The organism is Geofilum rubicundum JCM 15548 (assembly GCF_000974365.1).
GTDB classification, from domain to species: Bacteria; Bacteroidota; Bacteroidia; order Bacteroidales; family Marinilabiliaceae; genus Geofilum; species Geofilum rubicundum.
On sequence record NZ_BAZW01000047.1, the window covers coordinates 13,156 to 32,546 of the forward strand.

Here is a 19,391-nt window from a genome sequence, read left to right on the forward strand (position 1 = left end):
GACTCATTGTTTAACAGGCTAGACCCCTGGCTTGCTTCCAAAAAGGTCGATGTGGACTCTGGGTGTAAATCGCCAGCCATTGCGAATGGCCATTTCGAGCACCATTGGCGTGGTTTGTTGCAACTCCTCCTGCGTCGCTCCCAGAGGCATGAGCATGATATCTGAGACCGCCCAACCTGTGAGTCGGTTTAAATAAGCGGAGGTGATTTCCTGCTCATCGGCTGCCTGTCCCACGACAAATTTCAGTTGAAAGGCCTTGTCGGCCGACCGGCAAACATCGATGTAAGCTTGCAGGGCGCTTAAATTAAGTCGGCGTTCGCCGTGGAATTTGAGTGGGCCGGAAGGGCTTAATCCCAGAGCTGCTAATTTGGCCGGATTGGGGGTGGAATTGGCCAGCTTGGGGGAAATGCTGAACAAGTCTATTTGCTGTGCGACTTGCGCATTAAATATGCTTCCGTTGGTTTCTATCGTCAAGTGAAGCTGTAGTTCAGATTTTAAGCGCGCTGCCAGCTCTATTAAAGCGTCTTTTTGTAGCAGGGGTTCACCTCCGGTAATCACGATGTGCCGGATGGGACCTAAGTTATGCTTCACCAATGCCAATACATCATCCACCGTTATTTGTTGGATGCCGTTAGCGTCGAAGGAGGCATAGGGGGTATCACATCTGCTGTAAGTCCCATCGGGCAATTGCCAGATGCAGCGCAAATTGCAGGAGGAGAAGCGAATGAAAAGCGATGGTATGCCGGCCAGTTTGCCCTCTCCCTGTATGGTTCCGGCCACGGTTATCCCGGTGGCCGGCGCCTTTGGCAAGACTTGTCCCTCCTTATCCTTCACTATGGGGAAAACCCCTTCGTTGGCCAGTGATATTTTTTGGTTCATGTCAATTATTGTTGATCAGCAGCTCCGTCAATGACGCCTGCCTCTCTAAAAGCTTTGGCTCTTAGCAGACAGCTGTCACAGGTTCCACAAGGCTTTTCACCCCCGCGATAGCAACTCCAGGTATGTTCAAAAGGAACCCCCAACTGAGCGCCCAAAAGAATTTCTTCGGTCTTTGTTTTATAAATAAAGGGGGCGTGTACCTTGATGGGTTTATGGTGTTCAGCTGCCATCACCGTACCTTGATTAATGGCATTTTCCATAGCTGTGATAAAGGTTTCGCGGCAGTCCACATACCCGGAATAATCGACCTGACTAACACCTATGAATATATTCTGGGCTTCCACGGCCTCAGCAAAGGAGGCGGCAATGGATAAGAACACCATGTTACGGGCCGGAACATAGGTCACCGGAATATCTGTTCGGTCCACATCACCATCTTCCACCTCCATGCTTTTGTCGGTCAGCGATGATCCGCCCCACTGGTCCATGTTGATTGTCACCAGACGGTGAGATTTGACCTCGGCTAATTCCGCTATTTTGGCAGCTGCCATGATTTCTTTGTTATGGCGCTGGCCATAATCAAAACTCAAAGTATAGAGTTCATAACCTTCGCTTTTGGCCAGCCATAAAGCTACAGCCGAATCCAATCCCCCTGATAATAGTACTACTGCACGTTTCATTTCTTTCTAATGCTTAATTACTATAATGGCGTAACAAGGCAGTAAAAAATCATCTGTGGATATAAATAAGAGGAGAGGCATGAGGGAGAGAACAGGATACTTTCTCCGAACAAAGGAAGTCATTTAGCTGTCGGCTTAAGCCAGACAGGTAATTGCTGTGCATTGATTTCATGTCCCTAGTTTTATTTATAGACAGGATGGTTACGAACTGTCTTTTTACAGTTGGCAAAGATAAGCTTTATTGCAGGTGTTTCTTAAATATTTTCAAAAAAACTTCCTTTTTCAAAAATGCAGAAACTAATTGCTCCATGTATTGTTTAATTGATGTAGATAATAAATTAAACAAAGATGGATATACTAAATCAATTGGAGTGGCGGTACGCCACCAAACGCTTTGACCGCGATAAAAAATTGAATGAGCAACAATTGGATAGGTTAATAGATGCGGTGAATCTGGCCCCAAGCTCTTATGGCATACAACCTTTTGAGTTGTTTATCGTTGAGGATGCCAAAATTCGGGAAGAATTGAAGGTGGCTGCCAATGGTCAGCCCCAAGTGGAAGAGGCCTCTCATGTATTTGTTTTTGCGGTTAACAAAGCGCTTTCAGAAAAGCATATTGAGGCTTATATAGAGCGCACAGCCAGGCAAAGAGGGGTGACGGTTGAATCCTTGTCTGCTTTTAGAACAACGATGGTATCTTCTGTTATGGCGAAGGCCCCAGAAGTCCGTTTTCAGTGGGCGGCCCGTCAGGCCTATATTGCCTTGGGCGTTTTATTGGCGACGGCCGCAACTGAAAATATCGATGCCTGTCCCATGGAAGGCTTTAAGAACGCAGAATTTGACAAGATTCTAAATCTGGAGAAGAAGGGACTTGCGAGTGTGGTTATGGCGACGGTTGGATTTCGTTCTGAAGCGGACAAATATGCCAGCTTAGTCAAAGTGCGTAAAAGCAAGAGTGAGTTGATAACCAGGATTTAAAACATTCAACAAAAAAGCGCGGACTCTGCCCGCGCTTTTTTGTTATTCGTCTTTTTCCGCTTCTTCGAAGTCCTCTTCAAAATCCTCCTCCTCAAAATCCCCTTCTTCCCCTTCCTCATTTCCGGGATCAAATTTTCTCAACAGTCTTTTCATCCGACTTTCAGGTGCCAATATAAAGGAGTAGGGTTTTTCTCCCATACCGGTTTTGAGCTTGCGATCGTCGGTATCCAGTGCTTGCACATGCGTGTTGTAGGCCTCAATGGACGATCTGGTTTGCATAATACCATTTCGGTAACTGAAAAAGAAATAAACCTCGTCGGTCACCTGAATGTACATGTCCAGCGAGTTGCCGCCCCGACTAAAGGCAATGGTTGATTTGACCTGCACTTTTCGGTTGATGGGATTGTCCCTGACCCATCCTATAAAGGCTTCTGTATCGGCGATATAGCTTCTTGAAGCTGGATCCCATGCCCATGTAAGGCTATCCAGTACCAGCATGTGCTTGTGCTCGTCAGGTAAGGCCCGGAAAGGCTCAAAGCCCTGTACTTCTCTGGCGACGTCTGTGGCCGTCTCTTTACCCATCCATTCTGCCATTCGCTCCAGGGTTCCTGCCGATTCGAAAGGTGATTTGGTCAGGACTGGTCCGGTTTTGAGACCATTTACCAGCAGGTTGACTGTTTCTTGTTCCAGCATAAAATCAAGCGCAAAAAGCGTGCTTAGTTCTGCCAGATTTTCACTTCGATGGTGGGTGGCGGTACCTGTGGCATAGGTCTTAACTTGTTCAAGGTCGAGCCCCATATTGATTTGACCATGGCCCGTGACGAGACATCCCGAGTTATGAAAGCGCATGACATTGCCAGTTGTGTCCGTCTGGTCTATTTTGTAGGCCTCGGCCACTGCAAAGGCATTATGGGCCGGTTCATAATGTAGAAAACCTTTGGATGTTACAATGGGCACATCACTGTGAAACAGGCGTTCTTCCATGAAGGAACTATAGATAATGTTGGAATCTCTGTTGAGGAATAGATGATTGAATATTTCGTCGTATTCATAATTTTGAATGTTGTCACCAATGGGAATTCTGACTTTATTCGGGTCAATTTCCGATTCAAAGCGCACGTAGGTTTGCGGACCAAGATGGGAGCAATCGTGCAGCATCTGAGCCCCTCCTTTAAATGCTAAAAGTGGATTTCCTGCGGTCAGAGCTACCTCCCCTTTGTAGGCAAAATATTTGTTAAAGGTGAATATGTCGCTTTCAGGTATTTCACCACTGGCCACGGTGGTGCTTTCCCTTGAAGGCGAAATATTGGAAAAGTGAATGGTTTTTATGTTCTGGTTGCCATTGGTGAAATCGTATTTGCCGGATGCTTCATAGGCATTTTTGCCTTCAATGTTTACGCGGGCTTCATAAAAGCTGTGGATGGAATCGTTGAGCTCAATTTTTACCGAATCCAGAACGTCCAACAAAGCGTCTTTATTAATGGTCACCTCTCCACTGCTTAAATACATCCGGGTGTCCGCTACATTGATGTGTTTGACTTCTTGCGCAAATATTTTACCGGCCTCTACGTCATAGAGCGCTAAAGGAACCAGGAATTCCAGGGAATCCTGTCGCCTGTGCGTAGAAACAAAGCGGTTACCCGGGGAACCGCTGGCACCCAGATAAACGTCGTTGTTATCCATATCCCATGAAAACTCGCTGATGAATGCCAGGTAGCGATTGTCGGTAAATTCGACCTTACTTCCCGCATCGCGTGCTGAAAAAGTACCCATTCTGGTTTTAAAATCGATGGTCGAAAGCAGGTTTTCAGTCCGGAAGTTAACACTGTTGGCAGAAGGATCCTGAACCAGATTAAAGTCGGACGAATCGGCCATGACCACGTGATGCCCAAGGTTAAAAAGATCTGCCCTCAGGTTGGCTTTTGGCATGTTTAAGCGTCCGGTACCTTCCAGGCCGTTGGGGGTTACAATGAGGGTTCCCTCCAGACTTGTTTCTTTTTGATACAAGGTGAAGGCCTCTTCTTGCATTTCTGCTATCAGTTGGTCATCAAATGGTTGATAGTCAATGCTGGCATAGCGACCTTGCACGTCCGGGTACTCAATACCTGTTTCCACAGGTTCAATGTTAAAACGATGTGCCAATCCTACCGTTTTTTTAGGAAGAAAGGTAAAATCCTCTGAAACGGCTGTGGTGGTAAGCCATGCCAGCGTACCATTACCTTTAAGACCTTCGTTGCTAAGATCTATGGCATTGGTAAAGGTTCCATGGTTGTTATAAATAGGGTAACCGGTGCCGGGACTCTTCCTGACAAAGCCCAATGAGAAATCGGGTCTGACAACGAGTTGTTCTTTAATGTCAGGGAAAATACCGGAATGAAAGGTTCCGCTGAAGGTAATATTGTCCCTGGTCAATTGATTAACGCTGTCGATTTCAAAGGGGTCGAGCAAGAAATAAAACAATTCCCTTTCATAAGCTCCGTCCTGGGTAAACGGGTGATCGTAGTAGACGTAGGAGTTGGTGTTACTGGTCAGTCTGGGGAATTCTGCCAGGGTTTCTTTGCCGGATTTATTGTCGGGGGCATCTATTTCAAGGAAGCCGGACAACTGGGAAACGGTACTTCTGATTTTGCTTTGTGCTGAACGGCCATAGTAATCGAAACCTTCAGTTTCGATGCGCATGGCCATGGAATCAATGACATTTAAGTCGATTCTAAAATTTTGATAATTAAATATAAAGCCGTTACCGAAAAGGTTGATCATCCCTGATGCAATGGATCCGTCAAAACTGAAATTCCGGTCTTTTTTTAATGTTAATTTTTCTTCTCTTGGGAAGAAAACGACATTTTGGCGGTCACTGATGGAAATGGCAGCGACCCCGTTTAGTTCCATATCGTAATTTTTTAAATCAAATATGGCATTGGGAATTGACCCGGGCGTTTCTGATTTAAAGCGGATCACATCATAGTCCTTTCTTCCGGCCCTGAATAATAAAAAGTCACGCAACCTGTCTCTTATTTCAACGGTATCTGTATTAACGTTAAAGCCAATAAAACCGTGAAAAGAGAGCCCTATTATTTGCTGTCGAATTTGATTTTCCGGCATTTTCAGGAAATTGGCGTAATCCTTTGCAGTGAAGGTGTTACTTTTAAATGCTTTGGAACAGTTGGCCAATCCTTGCAGGGGATGAATGGCGTCCATTCCTTGCAAATAGTTAAAAAACTCTTCTCTGAAATAGCTGATGGATTCAAAAAAGGCGTGATTTTCAGCAGCTCCTGTAATCATTCGAAGTTCAATGGTGGGCTGACCGATGACCCATTTGATCAACTCCGTGTCCATACTGATATTGTGGTAGGTGTTAAAGAAGGGACTGCGAGACAGACCTTCTCCATCTCTGATTAAATGGACCTCCCTGGCTTCAGCCATGTATTTAAACAGTAAACCCGGATGATAAATGTATCCGCTATCCAGATGCATGGTTATTTCGGTGGTATTGCTGACGATCTGATCCTGTCGCAGGGCAAAATAGAGCGATTTAGCGGTGATAAAAAGTGTGTCGTTTCTATAGATGTTAATAATGGCCGGATTCTGATGGGTTCCTGAACCCAAAAACTTGGCCCCATGTTGACTAAACCCACCTTCGTAATTGAAATTTTCATGAATATTATCAATTCGATAGCGCTGTTCATAGGATTCAAATTTTGGATAGGTTGTATTCTCAGGATTACGGATGTTCATTAAACGCTGGTGAATACTACCAAGCAGGGGATTGTTAAAGTAGTCCCGGTTATGGAATTCTGCGCTATCCACAGAGAATTGGTTTCTGGACATATCTATGAAAAAGTCCCCGAAAGTGGCAAAGACTTTTTGAGCATCCAGGCCGCTTTGTTCCCAGGTTATTTTTCCTTTTGTGCCCTGCCATTGACCACTCATTAGGTTGACGGTGCCACTGGCATTGAAAACAGAGATGCTATCTGTTCGGGAGCGGCAGGTGATGGTTGCGTTTTCAACTTTCAAATATAAGGAGTCGGTAAATATATATTGATATTGTTGAGAGGAAGTCACCCAATCCAATGCTGCAGTGGCATATAAAACATTGTTATTCAGTAATTCCTGGGTCAGTTCAAAAAGACGGATGGCATGTCTGATGGGGTATCGGTTGTTGGATAATAAGGTGAAAACAGCATGGTGCCAGGTGGTGAAATTCTGGGGTGGATGCTGGGTGTTGACAAAGCTGAAAACGGTGCTTATATACAGATGATAATCCGGGTAGGGGCGTGCTTTTTTTTCATGCAGCATGTCTGAAACACGCATGATTTGTTCCTTCAATGATTCAGGTGTTTCAGATGCATTCCAAAACTCATCCACCACTTTAATAAAATCCCGGGCAGCACGTTTATCTGCAGAAATATTGAAAACTTCTTCCAGTTTTGAGACATATCCGGCTGTCCCGTCCTGACTGAAGTGACCGTTCTGGGCAGGTGACAGTTGAAGGCCTGCAAAACAAACAATAATGATAATAAATAATCGTAAAGTTATTCTCATATAATATGCCGCGCTTGTTCCTAAAATAACTCATACGTAACAGCCACCCATTGGTTGTTTTCTTTTGTGGTTTTTAAAGTTAAATGATGTTTAACGGCCTCAGCATCAATATCTGGCAGGTCATTGGCATAAAAGCCACTCATAATTAGCAGACCTTTGTGTTTGAGATGTTTAACGTAGTATTTGAGATCTTCCAGTAAGATGTTTTTATTGATGTTGGCCACGATTACATCGAACGTTCCTTGTGTTTGAAGCGCAGAAGCATCACCTTGTTTAATTTTCATGTTTGGAATGCCGTTCAACTGGCAATTTTCTTCACTGTTTTTGGTACACCATTCATCAATGTCAATTCCGGTTACCTCAGTGGCGCCGCGCATGGCTGCCAATATGCCCAGAATTCCGGTTCCACAGCCCATATCTAAAACACTTTTATTCTCTATGGGCAATTCCAGCAAAGTTTCCATCATCATGGAAGTGGTTTCATGGTGGCCCGTGCCAAAAGACATTTTGGGTTCAATAACAATTTCCAGTGGAATATTGGGTTTGGGTGCATGAAAGGGGCTGCGTACAACACACATGTTTTTCACCACGATGGGTTGGAAGTAATTTTTTTCCCATTCCTCATTCCAGTTTTTATCTGCCATAACTTCATGTTGGAAAAGCAATTGGGTATCCTCCATGGGTATGCTTAAATGATTAAGTGATGCTTCATCAAAGTCTTTAGCTTGTATAAAGGCTTCAATACCAGTATTCGTTTCTATAAAACTTTCGAACCCCATTTCTGCCAAAAAAGCCATGAGGATTTCCGCCTTATCTGTCGAGAAGGGAATGATCTCTGCTGTTACCTTTATGTATTGCATCGGATTTGTTGGTGTTAAAAAAGAGGCTGTTCAAAAAAATCTGTGAAACTCTTTTAATAATGGGATGCGATCGCCTCCTGTTATCTGAGAAACACAATGATCTGTTTTTGAACAACCTCTTTTAGGTAAAAATGTTATTTATTGAAACCTCATTTCCCTGTTTAATAAAGAAGGTATAAGGGGCGAATGAACCCTGGTCAGACTTCAAATGAAACAGGTAAAGGTTTTACTTAGAAGGCGGTAATGATGGCCAAAAAGTCTTCTGCTTTTAGCGAAGCGCCACCAATCAGACCACCATCCACATCTGCATTGGCAAACAGTTCTTTGGCATTGCCTGCGTTACAACTTCCGCCGTATAGAATGGACGTATTGTCGGCCACTTCTTTACCATATTTTTCTACCAACAGGCTGCGGATAAAGGCATGCATTTCCTGTGCCTGATCTGATGAGGCTGTTTTGCCTGTACCGATGGCCCAAACGGTTCGTAAGCCAGTACAATTTTTCCAAATACTTCGGCTGAAAGGTGAAACAAAGACTCAGAAATTTGCTTTTTGACCACATCAAAGTGACTGTTTGACTCGCGCTCAGAAAGAACCTCACCAATACAAAAGATAGGAAGTAAGCCATTCTCTAAAGCCAGATCCGTTTTTTCTTTGAGGATTTCTGCAGTTTCTCCATAATAAGCTCGTCGCTCTGAATGACCCAGAATGACATATTTGGCTCCTGTAGACTGAATCATCGCAGCCGATGTTTCACCCGTATATGCACCGGAAGCCTTGTCCGCACAGTTTTGAGCAGCCACAGAAATTTTCGCGCTGTCAACCGTCTTTACAACCTCGGTGATATGTATAAAAGGTGTTCCCAATACGATTTGACATTTTGGTGCTATCCCACTGACGCGGCTATTGACATCTTTGGCCAGTTCAAGCCCTTCCTGAAGGGTTTTGTTCATTTTCCAGTTTCCTGCAACAATGTTCTTTCTCATGTTTATTTATTTAGTGGTTCTACTATTGAAAATTACAACGGGAATGAGTAGTAATGCAAATATATTTAACCAGAGCAAGTTGGTTGTTTGCCTGTTTCTTTGCTGTTCTATGGAAGTAGCCAGGGGTTGGTGCATGATGCTGCTGCCTGGCAGGTTCCTATAATGCCATTTGGCGGTTATGGTTCCATCGTAAAGCATCACCAATCCCGGGTTCGACCGGATAATGGTTTTCAAGGTGGTCTCATCGGATTGAAGGTAAGAGAACATGGTTTTGTTGGCTTCATCAAAGGCTTCCATTTCTTGGCTGCCAGACGACGTTATACAATAAAAGGGGATGCCTTTCTGACGGGCGTTTTCAGCCAGTTCTGCCAAAGGCAGAATGGCGGCTTCCGGTATTTGGCTTAGTTCGGGACTAATCATCCAAAAAACAGCTCCGGGTTGTCCCATAATTTCTTCCACCACATTATCTCCCGATTCCGGTAACATTAAGGCAAAAGTTTGCAATGGAGGAAGATAGCCTTCCTTAATAACACGGGTTTCACTGTCAACAAACACCCAGGTGGTATCTTCATAGGGATAATCGTCGACAGAAAAAGTTTCCTGGTGGCCATCCTTTTCCAGTAAAAATAGGGTCTCGTATTCAGACATCTCAGCACCCTCAGGAACCGTCATCTGATCCGGGATGTTGACACCAATCTTGTAGGGTCTGAAATCTACCATAGGCAGATTGTAATAGTTATAGAGACCCAGTCCAATAATATATATAAGCGCCAGAGCAGCAACGGTGAATTGACGACCGGCCGGATAGGGGTTCATATAATCTGCCCGAAAATGAAAGGCGATGTAGGTGAAAACAATTATGACGACATTTTTACCGAAAGTCTGCCAATTGGTTAATGTTATGGCATCACCAAAACATCCGCAATCAGAAACAGGGTTAAAAATGGAGATATAAAAAGTCAACAAGGTAAAAACGGCCATCATAATCAGGGCAATGGTGGTCACCTTACGCATATACAAGTTAAACAATAAGTAAAAACCAACCACAAACTCAAGAGCAGCCAGGGCTATGGATAAAGGCAAGGCAATTGGCGCCAGCCATGCCATTTGAAAGGCACTGAAATAATCCTCAAATTTAACGGCCCCTCCAACAGGATCAATGGCTTTAACAAATCCTGAGAATATAAATACGATGGCGGGAACAAGTCTGCTAATAAATAAAAACAATGGTTTCATTTGAAATAATTTAGTTTGAAACGGTTGTCTCCGTTTCAGGAAATTTCAATTTAATCAGAGCGAAGATGGCATAGTTGATAATATCCATGTAATTGGCATCTATACCTTCCGAAATGATTGTTTTTCCTTTGTTGTCTTCTATTTGCTTAATCCGATAAAGCTTCATCAAAATTAAATCGGTCAGCGAACTGATGCGCATGCTTCGCCAGGCTTCATCGTAGTCGTGGTTCTTATTTTCCATAAGGGTTTTGGCGGTGTAAACCTGCCTGGTGTATTGTTCCAAGGCCTGTTTATGTGGCATTTCAGGACTTTCAGAAACGCCCATTTCTAACTGCACCAAGGCCATGGCGGCATAATTAACAATGCCAATGAATTCAGGGAGGACCCCTTCGTCCACTTTAGAAATACCTTTGGTTTGGAGGCTGCGAATGCGCTGCGCTTTTATGAATATTTGGTCGGTGACCGACGCTGAACGCAGTATGCGCCATGCCGTGCCGTAATCGTTCATTTTCTTCTCAAAAATATCACGACATATCTGAATAACATGTTCAAACTGCTGGTTGGTGGTCTGAGCCATATTTTACCTAAATGAAATTGGTTATTGCGATTAATTGTAACAGAGGGGTAAAAGTACCAAAAAAATGGTGAAGATTGAAGCGATTAAGGTTTTTATAGAAAATCTCTATTTTGAACTATATTTGCTGATAATTAAAATAAAATTTGAAAATTAACCTAAATAATATTGGATGTCATTGCAGTTGAAATCATTTTTAAAGCGCAAAGCCTCCATCAATTGCAGAGGCCAACTCATTGACCTGTCTCAGCCAAAGGTGATGGGGATTGTAAACATAACGCCTGATTCATTTTTCTCCGGAAGCCGTTTTAAGGGGGATGCCGCATTACTCTCAAGGGTTGAGACCATTTTGAATGAAGGTGGAGAGATGGTGGATATGGGTGCTTATTCTACGCGGCCTGGTGCCGCGTATGTTTCTGCCGAAGAGGAAATCAGCCGCTTAATGCCCGCTCTGGCCGCCATTCGAAAATCTTTTCCCGGTGTGATTATTTCTGTAGATACCTTTCGCTCAGAGCTGGCCCGAAAGGTTGTTTGTGAAGGGGAAGCGGATATTATTAACGATATTTCGGGAGGGGATATGGATGAGGCCATGTTTGATACCGTGGCAGAATTGAAGGTGCCATATGTGTTAATGCATATCCAAGGGACGCCTCAAACCATGCAAGCGGCCCCTTCTTATAAAGATGTGGTGGCCGATGTGTCCTTTTCTCTGTCGCAAAAAGTGGACCGACTTAGGGAAAAAGGGGTCAATGACATCATCATCGACCCTGGATTTGGTTTTGGTAAGACATTGGAGCATAACTATAAGTTACTTAATCAGCTGGAAGAGCTGAATCTTTTTCAACTCCCTATTTTGGTTGGCTTGTCCCGCAAATCTATGATATACAAATTATTAAACACCAGTGCCGAACAGGCATTAAATGGGACCAGCATACTGAATGCCATGGCCCTTAACAAGGGAGCAAGCATTTTAAGGGTACATGATGTGAAAGAAGCCATAGAATGTGTTAAATTAGTGGAAAAATTAAAGGAGTCAGAGACGCAAACATTTGTATTGTAAACTATTTTAAGTATTAGGCATGACCTTTCTTGACATAAGGCTGATAGATATTATTGATATTGTTTTGGTGGCTTATTTAATGTACCGTTTGTATAAGTTGATCAAAGGTACGGTGGCCCTCAATATATTTATTGGCATTTTTGCTTTATCATATTTTGGTTAATGATAAAGGCACTTAACATGCAGCTATCATCCACCATACTGGATAATTTTGTTAATGTTGGTGTCATTGCCATCATCATTGTGTTTCAGCAGGAAATCAGACGGTTCCTGTTATTGTTAGGTAGTCGCTACAACCTAATGGGCCGGTTCTCACTCGATTCATTTTTTATGAGCAAAACACCCGGCATGATGAGTTTTTACATCAAGCCTTTGGTGCGGGCTTGTGAGGATTTTTCAAAAAGTAAAACAGGGGCGCTTATTGTGATTACAAGAAGATCTGAGTTGCTGGATTATGTGCAGACGGGAGAGTTGATTAATGCTGTTATCTCCAAGCAATTACTTAAATCCGTTTTTTTCAAGAACAGTCCCCTGCACGATGGGGCCCTTATTATCAGTCAAAGCAAAATAAAGGCGGCCGGCTGCATATTGCCTGTTTCTCAAAATATGGAATTGCCCAAACAGCTAGGACTAAGGCACAGGGCGGCATTAGGTATTACAGAAGCCACGGATGCGATGGCTATTGTGGTATCGGAAGAGACAGGCCGGATTTCTTTTTTTAATGCAGGAAAAGGACTGTACAATATAAAAAGTGAGGAATTGGAGAAAAGACTTGAAGAGGGTGTTGTTAACAACTAGCTGGTTGTTAGTGACTAACAGATAAACAGATGGGTGGTATGGAAAATCAAGGATGGTTGTTTAACCTGATGGGAGCACAATATTTGCAACTGGCCATTTGGGCAGTTGTTTTTACTGTGGCCTGGATTTTTAGCGGGTTTCTTTTTAAAACAAAATCGCCCCGACAAACGGGCAGAATCTTAGCAGGGTGGATTATCAGAGTAGCTTTAATAATGTTTTCCGGGTGGTTTATATTATGGGTCACCGGCTATTCCATTCAAGCGTTTTTTTCCAAGCCTGTGCTTGTTCTTTTTAAGGAAATCCGCATTTCTCCCCTTTTTGTTATTAGTCTTTTAGCAGGAGTTATCCTGCTTTTATACTTTAATAAACTGCTCAAAAGCATAGCCGCTACCCTCACTAAAAAGTATCGGACACAGCGCAAAACGGTCAATCAGGTGAGGCGCTTTCTGATGGTATTTGTGTTTTTGGTGATTGCCGGCATTTGGTTAAGGTTTGCGGGAAGCTTCATTTCCGACTTTTTTAGTGAAACGCTCTTTGAATTAAGCAATGTAAGTGTGACGCCTTGGGTGTTGTTATACACCATGCTGGCTCTTTACGGAATTGCTGTGGCCCTTCGGTTGATAGAAATAGTCTATACCCGGCATGCCAGAGCCAAAGGACTGGACCGGGGGCAAACCCGTACCGTTTTTCAAATCATGAAGTACTTTATTTGGCTGGTTAGTGTGTTAATTATTCTTCAGTCTATTGGTGTTAGCATTGATATGCTGATAGCTGGTTCTGCGGCCCTTCTGGTTGGATTGGGGTTTGGTATTCAGGGGCTTTTTAATGACTTCGTATCGGGACTGGTTCTTCTGTTTGAAGGTTCAGTAAAGGTGGATGATGTGGTTGAAATTGAGTCGGGTTTGATTGGCCGGGTGACGGAGGTGGGATTGCGCACCTCCAAAATTCGGACCCGTGACAATATCATTATGTTTTTACCCAACCATAAATTGATTGAGGATAAGCTGATTAATTGGAGTTATAACGAGTCGAGAACCCGGTTCTCTGTGGATGTGGGGGTGGCTTACGGTTCTGATTTGCAGCTGGTAGAGCGACTTCTGAGAGAATGTGCGGATGAATGTGCGGATGTGATCAATAAGGAGGACACCCTGGTGCTTTTCACGAACTTTGGGGATTCCTCTCTGGATTTCAAATTGTTATTTTGGATTGAGGATATTTTTCGGATTGAACCCATACGCAGTGAGCTGCGTTTTGCGATTGATAAAAAATTCAGGGAAAATCAGGTGACCATACCTTTCCCTCAACGTGATTTGCACCTCAAATCAAAGATTTAACTGAGTCTCTAACTCAATAGGTCGTTAGATTATTAGGTCATTAGGTTTTAGGTAAGAGCAAGTCCTTAATTATAAGCTGATTACGTATACGGACGGCAGGTTCATAACTGCTTGCAAATTAAGTAAATAAAAAAATAACGAATTATTGTAACCAATACAGACGACAAATAATGAGAGTAGCCATTTGTGGAATTACAGGTCTGATAGGTCAGGCAGTTAAGACGGCTTTACAGTCTGCCGGATATATTGTTGTGGGCGTGTCGCGTCAGGATTTAGCTTCCGGTACTGATCATCTGAAAAAATTGTTGCACGGGACAGATGCTGTTGTTAATTTGGCAGGAGCACCTATATTAACCAGGTGGACTGAATCAAATAAGAAAAAGATTTATCACAGTAGGATTGATACAACCCGCCTTCTGGTGGAGGCCATTAATGCTTTGTCATCCCCGCCAAAGGACTTTATTTCTGCTTCGGCTGTGGGTATTTATGATGATGTTAACGTGCATGATGAGTTCTCAACCAATTATTCATCAGATTTCCTTTCTAAGGTATGTCGTGATTGGGAAAACGAAGCGTTGAAAGTCAACGCTGACAAAGTCCGATTATCCATCTTTCGTTTGGGGATTGTGTTGACAGTCTCGGGGGGGGCATTGGAGCAAATGCTTTTACCTTTTAAATGGGGATTGGGTGGAAAAATTGGGTCTGGTAAACAATTTTTCCCCTGGATTCATCTGGAGGATGTGGTTAGTGCTATAGTGGGTGGTATAACTATTCCAAGGGCATCCGGAGTCTACAATCTGGTGGCACCGGAATTGGTGACCAATCAGCAGTTTACACATCAATTGGCGAGAGCGCTGAGACGGCCGGCCTTTTTTATGGTACCAGTATGGGTTTTGAAATTGGTGTTTGGAGAAGGGGCTACGGCATTGACCACTGGTCAACAGGTGATTCCGCAACGGCTTTTGGCAGATGGATTTGAGTTTTCTTATCCATCTCTAAACCGCGCCCTGAAAACGGAATTAACCTGAGAAAATTAATTTGGGTGACATCAAAGAAAAATTTAAAAAAAGAAAAATGAACTGGAAGAAAAGGTGGAAAAAAATACGAAGAGGAATTAAATATCCGATTCTGGTTTTTTTTATAAAGGTATTTATTCTGATTTTCAGAATGTTTTCGCGAAAGTTTGTGTTGAAGGTTTGCTCAGGATTAGGAAAATTGGCCTTTATCCTGGTTAAACAGGAGCGGAAGAAAACCATCCAAAATTTGACGCTGATCTATGGGGATGAAAAATCCACGGATGAAATTTATAAAATGGCACAACAGGTTTTTGTGCACCAGGCCCTCAATTTTGGTGATTATGTACATACGCTGCATTACACAACCCGGGAGCAATTTTCTCAGATTGTGGAGATAAAGGGCGAAGAACATTTAAAAGCAGCTTATGAGGCCGGCAAAGGCGTTTTGAGTTTGATGAGTCACACGGCTCCTGGGAGTTTTCAGCCATATTACCTTCTGTTATGGGGTATAAAACCTCTGCCATCACCCGACCCATGCCCAATCCAAAGATTAATGATTTGATTGTGGGCTATCGACAGAAGCGCGGGATGAATAATATTGGACGTCGAAATGCTTATCCAAAGTTGATGGATGCTTTGGGTAAGGGGGAATGTCTGATAATCATGATTGATCAGGATACGCAGGCCAAGGGGGTGTTTGTCGATTTTTTTGGTCATAAAGCCTATACCCCAACCGGTGCTGCCCGTTTGGCCATGGAGAGTCAATCGCCTGTTTTGCCGATGTTTATGCGTCGTCTGCCCAATAATCAGCATCGGTTTACCATTCTGCCACCCATTCCCTGGAAGGATACCGGAAGTGAGGCAACGGACTTGTTGGAAAATACCAAAGAATACACAAAAGTTATTGAATCGGTCATTCGTGAGGATCCCGAACAATGGGTATGGATGCATGAGCGCTGGAAAACAACGCCAGCGGATGTTGAATTGTTTTTAAAGCGAAAGCGGGAAAAGGAGATGGCCCTGACAATAGAAAAATCTGTTTGAGAACCCCGGCTTCATGACGCATAAAGTTAATGAATGGGATATGTTTTATCTTGTTGTGAACATTTATTGTGTTTTAACATACCATCGCTTTTTAAGGATCATAGGGCATCAGATCAGCTGATATTAACCAAAAAAAGGCCGGTGTAACCGGCCTTTTTTTGGTTTTGTTTGATGTTTAAGTCCTTGGGTGATATTGTGTTATTGTGTTTTTCAGGTACTCTTTATCTAAATGTGTATAAATTTCTGTGGTGATAATGGACTCGTGTCCCAACATTTCCTGAACAGCCCTAAGGTTGGCTCCTCCATCAATCAAATGCGTGGCAAAGGAATGCCGGAAAGTGTGTGGGCTGATATTTTTTGCTATGTTAAGTTTGTTGGTAATGTTTTTGATTATGGTAAAAATCATAACCCTCGATAACTTTTTGCCCCTTCTGTTAAGGAAGAGGATGTCCTCATGCTCCGGGTGTATTTTTAATGTGCGTCGATATTCACTCAGGTAAAGATTGATCTCCTTAATGGCCTTGGTACTAATAGGAACCAACCTTTCTTTATTTCCCTTACCTTCAATTTTAACAAATCCGGACTCAAAGAACAGGTTGGAAATTTTAAGATCAATCAGTTCCGAAACGCGCAGTCCACAACTGTAGAGTGTTTCAAGTATGGCTTTATTTCGTTGACCTTCAGGCTTTCTGGTATCCACTGCATTGATAACCGTATCAATTTCTTCAACCGTTAATATTTCAGGAAGTTTTCTTCCAACTCTCGGTGCTTCAAGCAGGGCAGTAGGGTCTTTCTCAACCTTCTCTTCTATCAGCAGAAATTTGTAGAAGGATTTGATGCCGCTGATGATTCGGGCCTGGGTTCGGGGACTAATCCCTCTGCCATTTACCCATTCCATCAAATCTTTTAGATGGCTAAGCGTCACGTGTTCCGGCCCATCCTTGAAGCCTTGATCCCTGAGGTACTGAACTAACTTATATAAATCGGTAACATACGCATGTATTGAGTTGTCTGACAAGCCTTTCTCCAGCTTTAAGTAATTCTTGAATTCACTAATTTCTGATTCCCAATTCATAATAACATAATTTTTGTAGTTTGGAGTTGCTGTTTCACAGGAAGTAAATATAAAATAATAACTGATAATAATAGGCTAAAAATGCAACTTTTTTTGTCTTGTTGCTAATTATTTTGATAAAAGTTTAATTATCCCCCATTTTTTTTATTCATTTCGTTGTCTTACTTTTGCGGCGTGAATTAGAGTATGATTCTGAACTAAATTGTTTTCTGATGAAAATATTGATCATCAATGGTCCCAATCTTAATTTATTAGGCGTTCGAGAGCCTGATATTTACGGGAACCAGTCCTTTGATTCTTACCTTGAAACGCTCAAAAAGAAATACCCCGATGTAGAAATTTCCTATTTTCAATCCAATGGTGAAGGTGCTCTCGTTGATTGCATTCATGAATTTGGCTTTAGTGTTGATGGTATTATTATAAATGCAGCAGCCTATACCCATACTTCTGTAGCTATTGCTGATGCCTTGTCAGCCATTACAGCGACTGTTGTTGAGGTGCATATCTCCAACGTGTTTAAACGTGAAGATTTTCGGCACCATTCTTTTATATCTCCTGTTGTTCAAGGGGTGATTGGTGGTTTTGGCCTTAAATCCTATGAACTTGCGCTCAATGCCATAGTTAAACAATAATTCTTAATTCGTATTATCTTCCATTTAATAGATTATAATTAATTTTTCTCAATGAAGAAACACACTAAAATTGTGGCCACGGTATCCGATTTGCGATGCGATGTGGATTTTGTAAAAAAGCTGTATAAAGCAGGGATGAACGTCGTTCGAATGAATACGGCTCATGTTGATTTTGAAGGTTTGGATCGGCTGATATCCAACGTTCGACAAGTTTCTGAAAAGATTGCCTTACTCATGGATACCAAGGGGCCTGAAATCAGAACCACCAAATGTGAGGGAGATCTGGAGCTCAAGACAGGCGATCAGGTTATCATCAAAGGAAATCCTGGCGGAATTACTACCAAGGAGGTTATTTGCGTTTCTTATGCCAATATTACCGATGATGTAAGTGCCGGAAGTCATATCTTGTTTGATGATGGCGAGATTGATCTCATTGTTCAAAAGGTTGAAAATGGAAATCTTCACTGCGAGGTGCTTAATAATGGCATTCTGGGTAGCAAGAAGAGTGTAAACATTCCCGGGGTGCGCATTAATTTGCCTTCGTTAACGGACAGGGATTTGGATTTTATCAACTATGCCATTGAAAATGACATAGATTTTATTGCCCATTCATTTGTGCGTAACGCTCAGGATGTACTGGAAATCCAAAAGATTTTAGATGCCCACGACAGTCCCATAAAAATCATTGCCAAGATTGAAAATCAGGAAGGTGTTGAGAATATTGATGAGATTCTGGAGGTGGTATATGGTGTAATGGTGGCCCGTGGAGACCTGGGCATTGAAATTCCTCAGGAAAAAATTCCTTTGGTTCAGCGTCAGTTAATTCGTAAATGTGTTGAAGCTAAAAAGCCAGTGATTGTTGCCACGCAAATGTTGCACAGTATGATCAAGAATCCTCGTCCCACAAGGGCAGAGGTAACAGATGTAGCCAATGCGATTTATTACCGTACCGATGCCATTATGTTGAGTGGTGAAACGGCTTACGGTGCTTATCCTGTCGAGGCTGTTAAAACCATGTCAAGTATCGCCAAGGAGGTTGAGGATGCCAAGGATTCACGTAACGATATCCCCGTCAACCTGGTTAAGCATGATGTGACGGCCTATTTGGCGGACACGGCTGTTAAGGCTTCTAAAGAGTTGCCCATTAAAACGGTGTTGACCGATAGTCTGACAGGCAAAACAGCTCGCTATTTAGCGGCTTTCCGTGGCTCATTGCCCGTAGTTGCGCTTTGCTATAATAAAAGAGTAGGTCGTGAATTGGCCTTGTCTTATGGCGTATTTCCCCGACTGACTGAGCCAGGAAGTTCTAAGAGCGAGATTATGCACAAAACCGTTACCAAGCTTAAAAAGAAAGAGGTTTTGGGGGATGAGGATCTGGTGGCTTATCTAGGTGGAAGTTTCGGTATAGGTGGCGGAACCACTTATCTTGAGATTATTACAGTGGATGGCCTGTTGGATAAGATCGACCGCTACGTTGACTAAGTAATAAGGGAGTGAATTTCTCCACCTTAAAATATCTGAAAGCCCCGCCATTGAATGGTTGGGGCTTTTTTATTGAAAACCATGCAGATGGCATTATTCATGAAAAAAAAGACAAAAAAAAGCGGCTTAAAAGGGGGCTGGTATATTGCATAAATCAAAAGAAGCGTTATCTTTGCAACGCCTTACAAAAACAGGGCAAACGTTAGACAAATCAAT

Annotated in this window: 14 protein-coding genes and 3 pseudogenes; 9 read left to right on the forward strand and 8 right to left on the reverse strand. The window is 42.8% G+C overall.

Going from position 1 to position 19,391, the window contains the following annotated elements; translation table 11 throughout:
* Positions 1-18: 18 nt before the first annotated feature.
* Both JCM15548_RS15860 and queC read right to left on the reverse strand, forming a co-directional pair.
* Positions 19-879: a 7-carboxy-7-deazaguanine synthase QueE gene (locus JCM15548_RS15860; protein ID WP_062127509.1), complete on the reverse strand. Its 861-nt coding sequence runs from the start codon at positions 877-879 to the stop codon at positions 19-21.
* A 5-nt stretch (positions 880-884) separates the two neighbouring features.
* Positions 885-1,559, reverse strand: coding sequence for a 7-cyano-7-deazaguanine synthase QueC (gene queC / locus JCM15548_RS15865; RefSeq protein ID WP_062127511.1), 675 nt, complete (start codon positions 1,557-1,559; stop codon positions 885-887).
* Positions 1,560-1,907: 348 nt separating this feature from the next.
* Here queC and JCM15548_RS15870 point away from each other — a divergent pair, with 348 nt between their 5' ends.
* Complete coding sequence (locus JCM15548_RS15870) at positions 1,908-2,537, forward strand: nitroreductase family protein (protein WP_062127514.1); 630 nt, start codon at positions 1,908-1,910, stop codon at positions 2,535-2,537.
* A 42-nt stretch (positions 2,538-2,579) separates the two neighbouring features.
* Here the strand turns inward: JCM15548_RS15870 and JCM15548_RS15875 are convergent, their stop codons facing one another.
* The 5 genes and pseudogenes from JCM15548_RS15875 to JCM15548_RS15895 all read right to left on the reverse strand — a co-directional run bounded on the left by JCM15548_RS15875 (position 2,580) and on the right by JCM15548_RS15895 (position 10,737).
* A complete protein-coding gene (locus JCM15548_RS15875) occupies positions 2,580-7,079 on the reverse strand; it encodes a hypothetical protein (protein WP_157482837.1) in 4,500 nt (1,499 codons plus the stop codon).
* A 20-nt stretch (positions 7,080-7,099) separates the two neighbouring features.
* Positions 7,100-7,939 (reverse strand): 50S ribosomal protein L11 methyltransferase, encoded by an 840-nt coding sequence (prmA, locus tag JCM15548_RS15880; protein WP_062127516.1) that lies wholly within the window; start codon positions 7,937-7,939, stop codon positions 7,100-7,102.
* Between the two features lie 230 nt (positions 7,940-8,169).
* Positions 8,170-8,924, reverse strand: a pseudogene (tpiA, locus tag JCM15548_RS15885) (triose-phosphate isomerase).
* A 6-nt stretch (positions 8,925-8,930) separates the two neighbouring features.
* Positions 8,931-10,160: a BT_3928 family protein gene (locus JCM15548_RS15890; RefSeq protein ID WP_062127517.1), complete on the reverse strand. Its 1,230-nt coding sequence runs from the start codon at positions 10,158-10,160 to the stop codon at positions 8,931-8,933.
* A 10-nt stretch (positions 10,161-10,170) separates the two neighbouring features.
* Positions 10,171-10,737: a DUF1599 domain-containing protein gene (locus JCM15548_RS15895; RefSeq protein ID WP_062127519.1), complete on the reverse strand. Its 567-nt coding sequence runs from the start codon at positions 10,735-10,737 to the stop codon at positions 10,171-10,173.
* 169 nt (positions 10,738-10,906) lie between these two features.
* Between JCM15548_RS15895 and folP the strand changes: the two genes are divergently transcribed.
* From folP to JCM15548_RS24465, 6 genes and pseudogenes are all read left to right on the forward strand, one after another.
* Entirely contained in the window at positions 10,907-11,794 is an 888-nt protein-coding gene (gene folP, locus JCM15548_RS15900; protein ID WP_062127521.1) for a dihydropteroate synthase, read from the forward strand.
* A gap of 79 nt (positions 11,795-11,873) precedes the next feature.
* Positions 11,874-11,995 (forward strand): annotated as a pseudogene (locus JCM15548_RS25740) (TIGR00159 family protein); the annotation flags it as partial.
* A 150-nt stretch (positions 11,996-12,145) separates the two neighbouring features.
* A complete protein-coding gene (locus JCM15548_RS24460; protein ID WP_227625935.1) occupies positions 12,146-12,592 on the forward strand; it encodes a diadenylate cyclase in 447 nt (148 codons plus the stop codon).
* A 38-nt stretch (positions 12,593-12,630) separates the two neighbouring features.
* Positions 12,631-13,926 (forward strand): mechanosensitive ion channel family protein, encoded by a 1,296-nt coding sequence (locus JCM15548_RS15910; protein WP_227625934.1) that lies wholly within the window; start codon positions 12,631-12,633, stop codon positions 13,924-13,926.
* 170 nt (positions 13,927-14,096) lie between these two features.
* Entirely contained in the window at positions 14,097-14,954 is an 858-nt protein-coding gene (locus tag JCM15548_RS15915; RefSeq protein ID WP_062127525.1) for a TIGR01777 family oxidoreductase, read from the forward strand.
* A gap of 139 nt (positions 14,955-15,093) precedes the next feature.
* Positions 15,094-15,986: pseudogene (locus JCM15548_RS24465) on the forward strand (lysophospholipid acyltransferase family protein).
* Positions 15,987-16,161: 175 nt separating this feature from the next.
* On the opposite strand, the gene xerD reads toward JCM15548_RS24465, so the two are convergent.
* Positions 16,162-17,061, reverse strand: a complete 900-nt coding sequence (xerD, locus tag JCM15548_RS15930) for a site-specific tyrosine recombinase XerD (RefSeq protein ID WP_062127532.1) — start codon at positions 17,059-17,061, stop codon at positions 16,162-16,164.
* Between the two features lie 212 nt (positions 17,062-17,273).
* Here xerD and aroQ point away from each other — a divergent pair, with 212 nt between their 5' ends.
* Together aroQ and pyk are read left to right on the forward strand one after the other, a co-directional pair.
* A complete protein-coding gene (aroQ, locus tag JCM15548_RS15935) occupies positions 17,274-17,693 on the forward strand; it encodes a type II 3-dehydroquinate dehydratase (protein WP_062127534.1) in 420 nt (139 codons plus the stop codon).
* Between the two features lie 51 nt (positions 17,694-17,744).
* Positions 17,745-19,175 carry a pyruvate kinase gene (gene pyk / locus JCM15548_RS15940; RefSeq protein WP_062127536.1) on the forward strand — a complete coding sequence of 477 codons (1,431 nt, stop codon included), beginning with the start codon at positions 17,745-17,747 and terminating at the stop codon, positions 19,173-19,175.
* Positions 19,176-19,391: the final 216 nt, after the last annotated feature.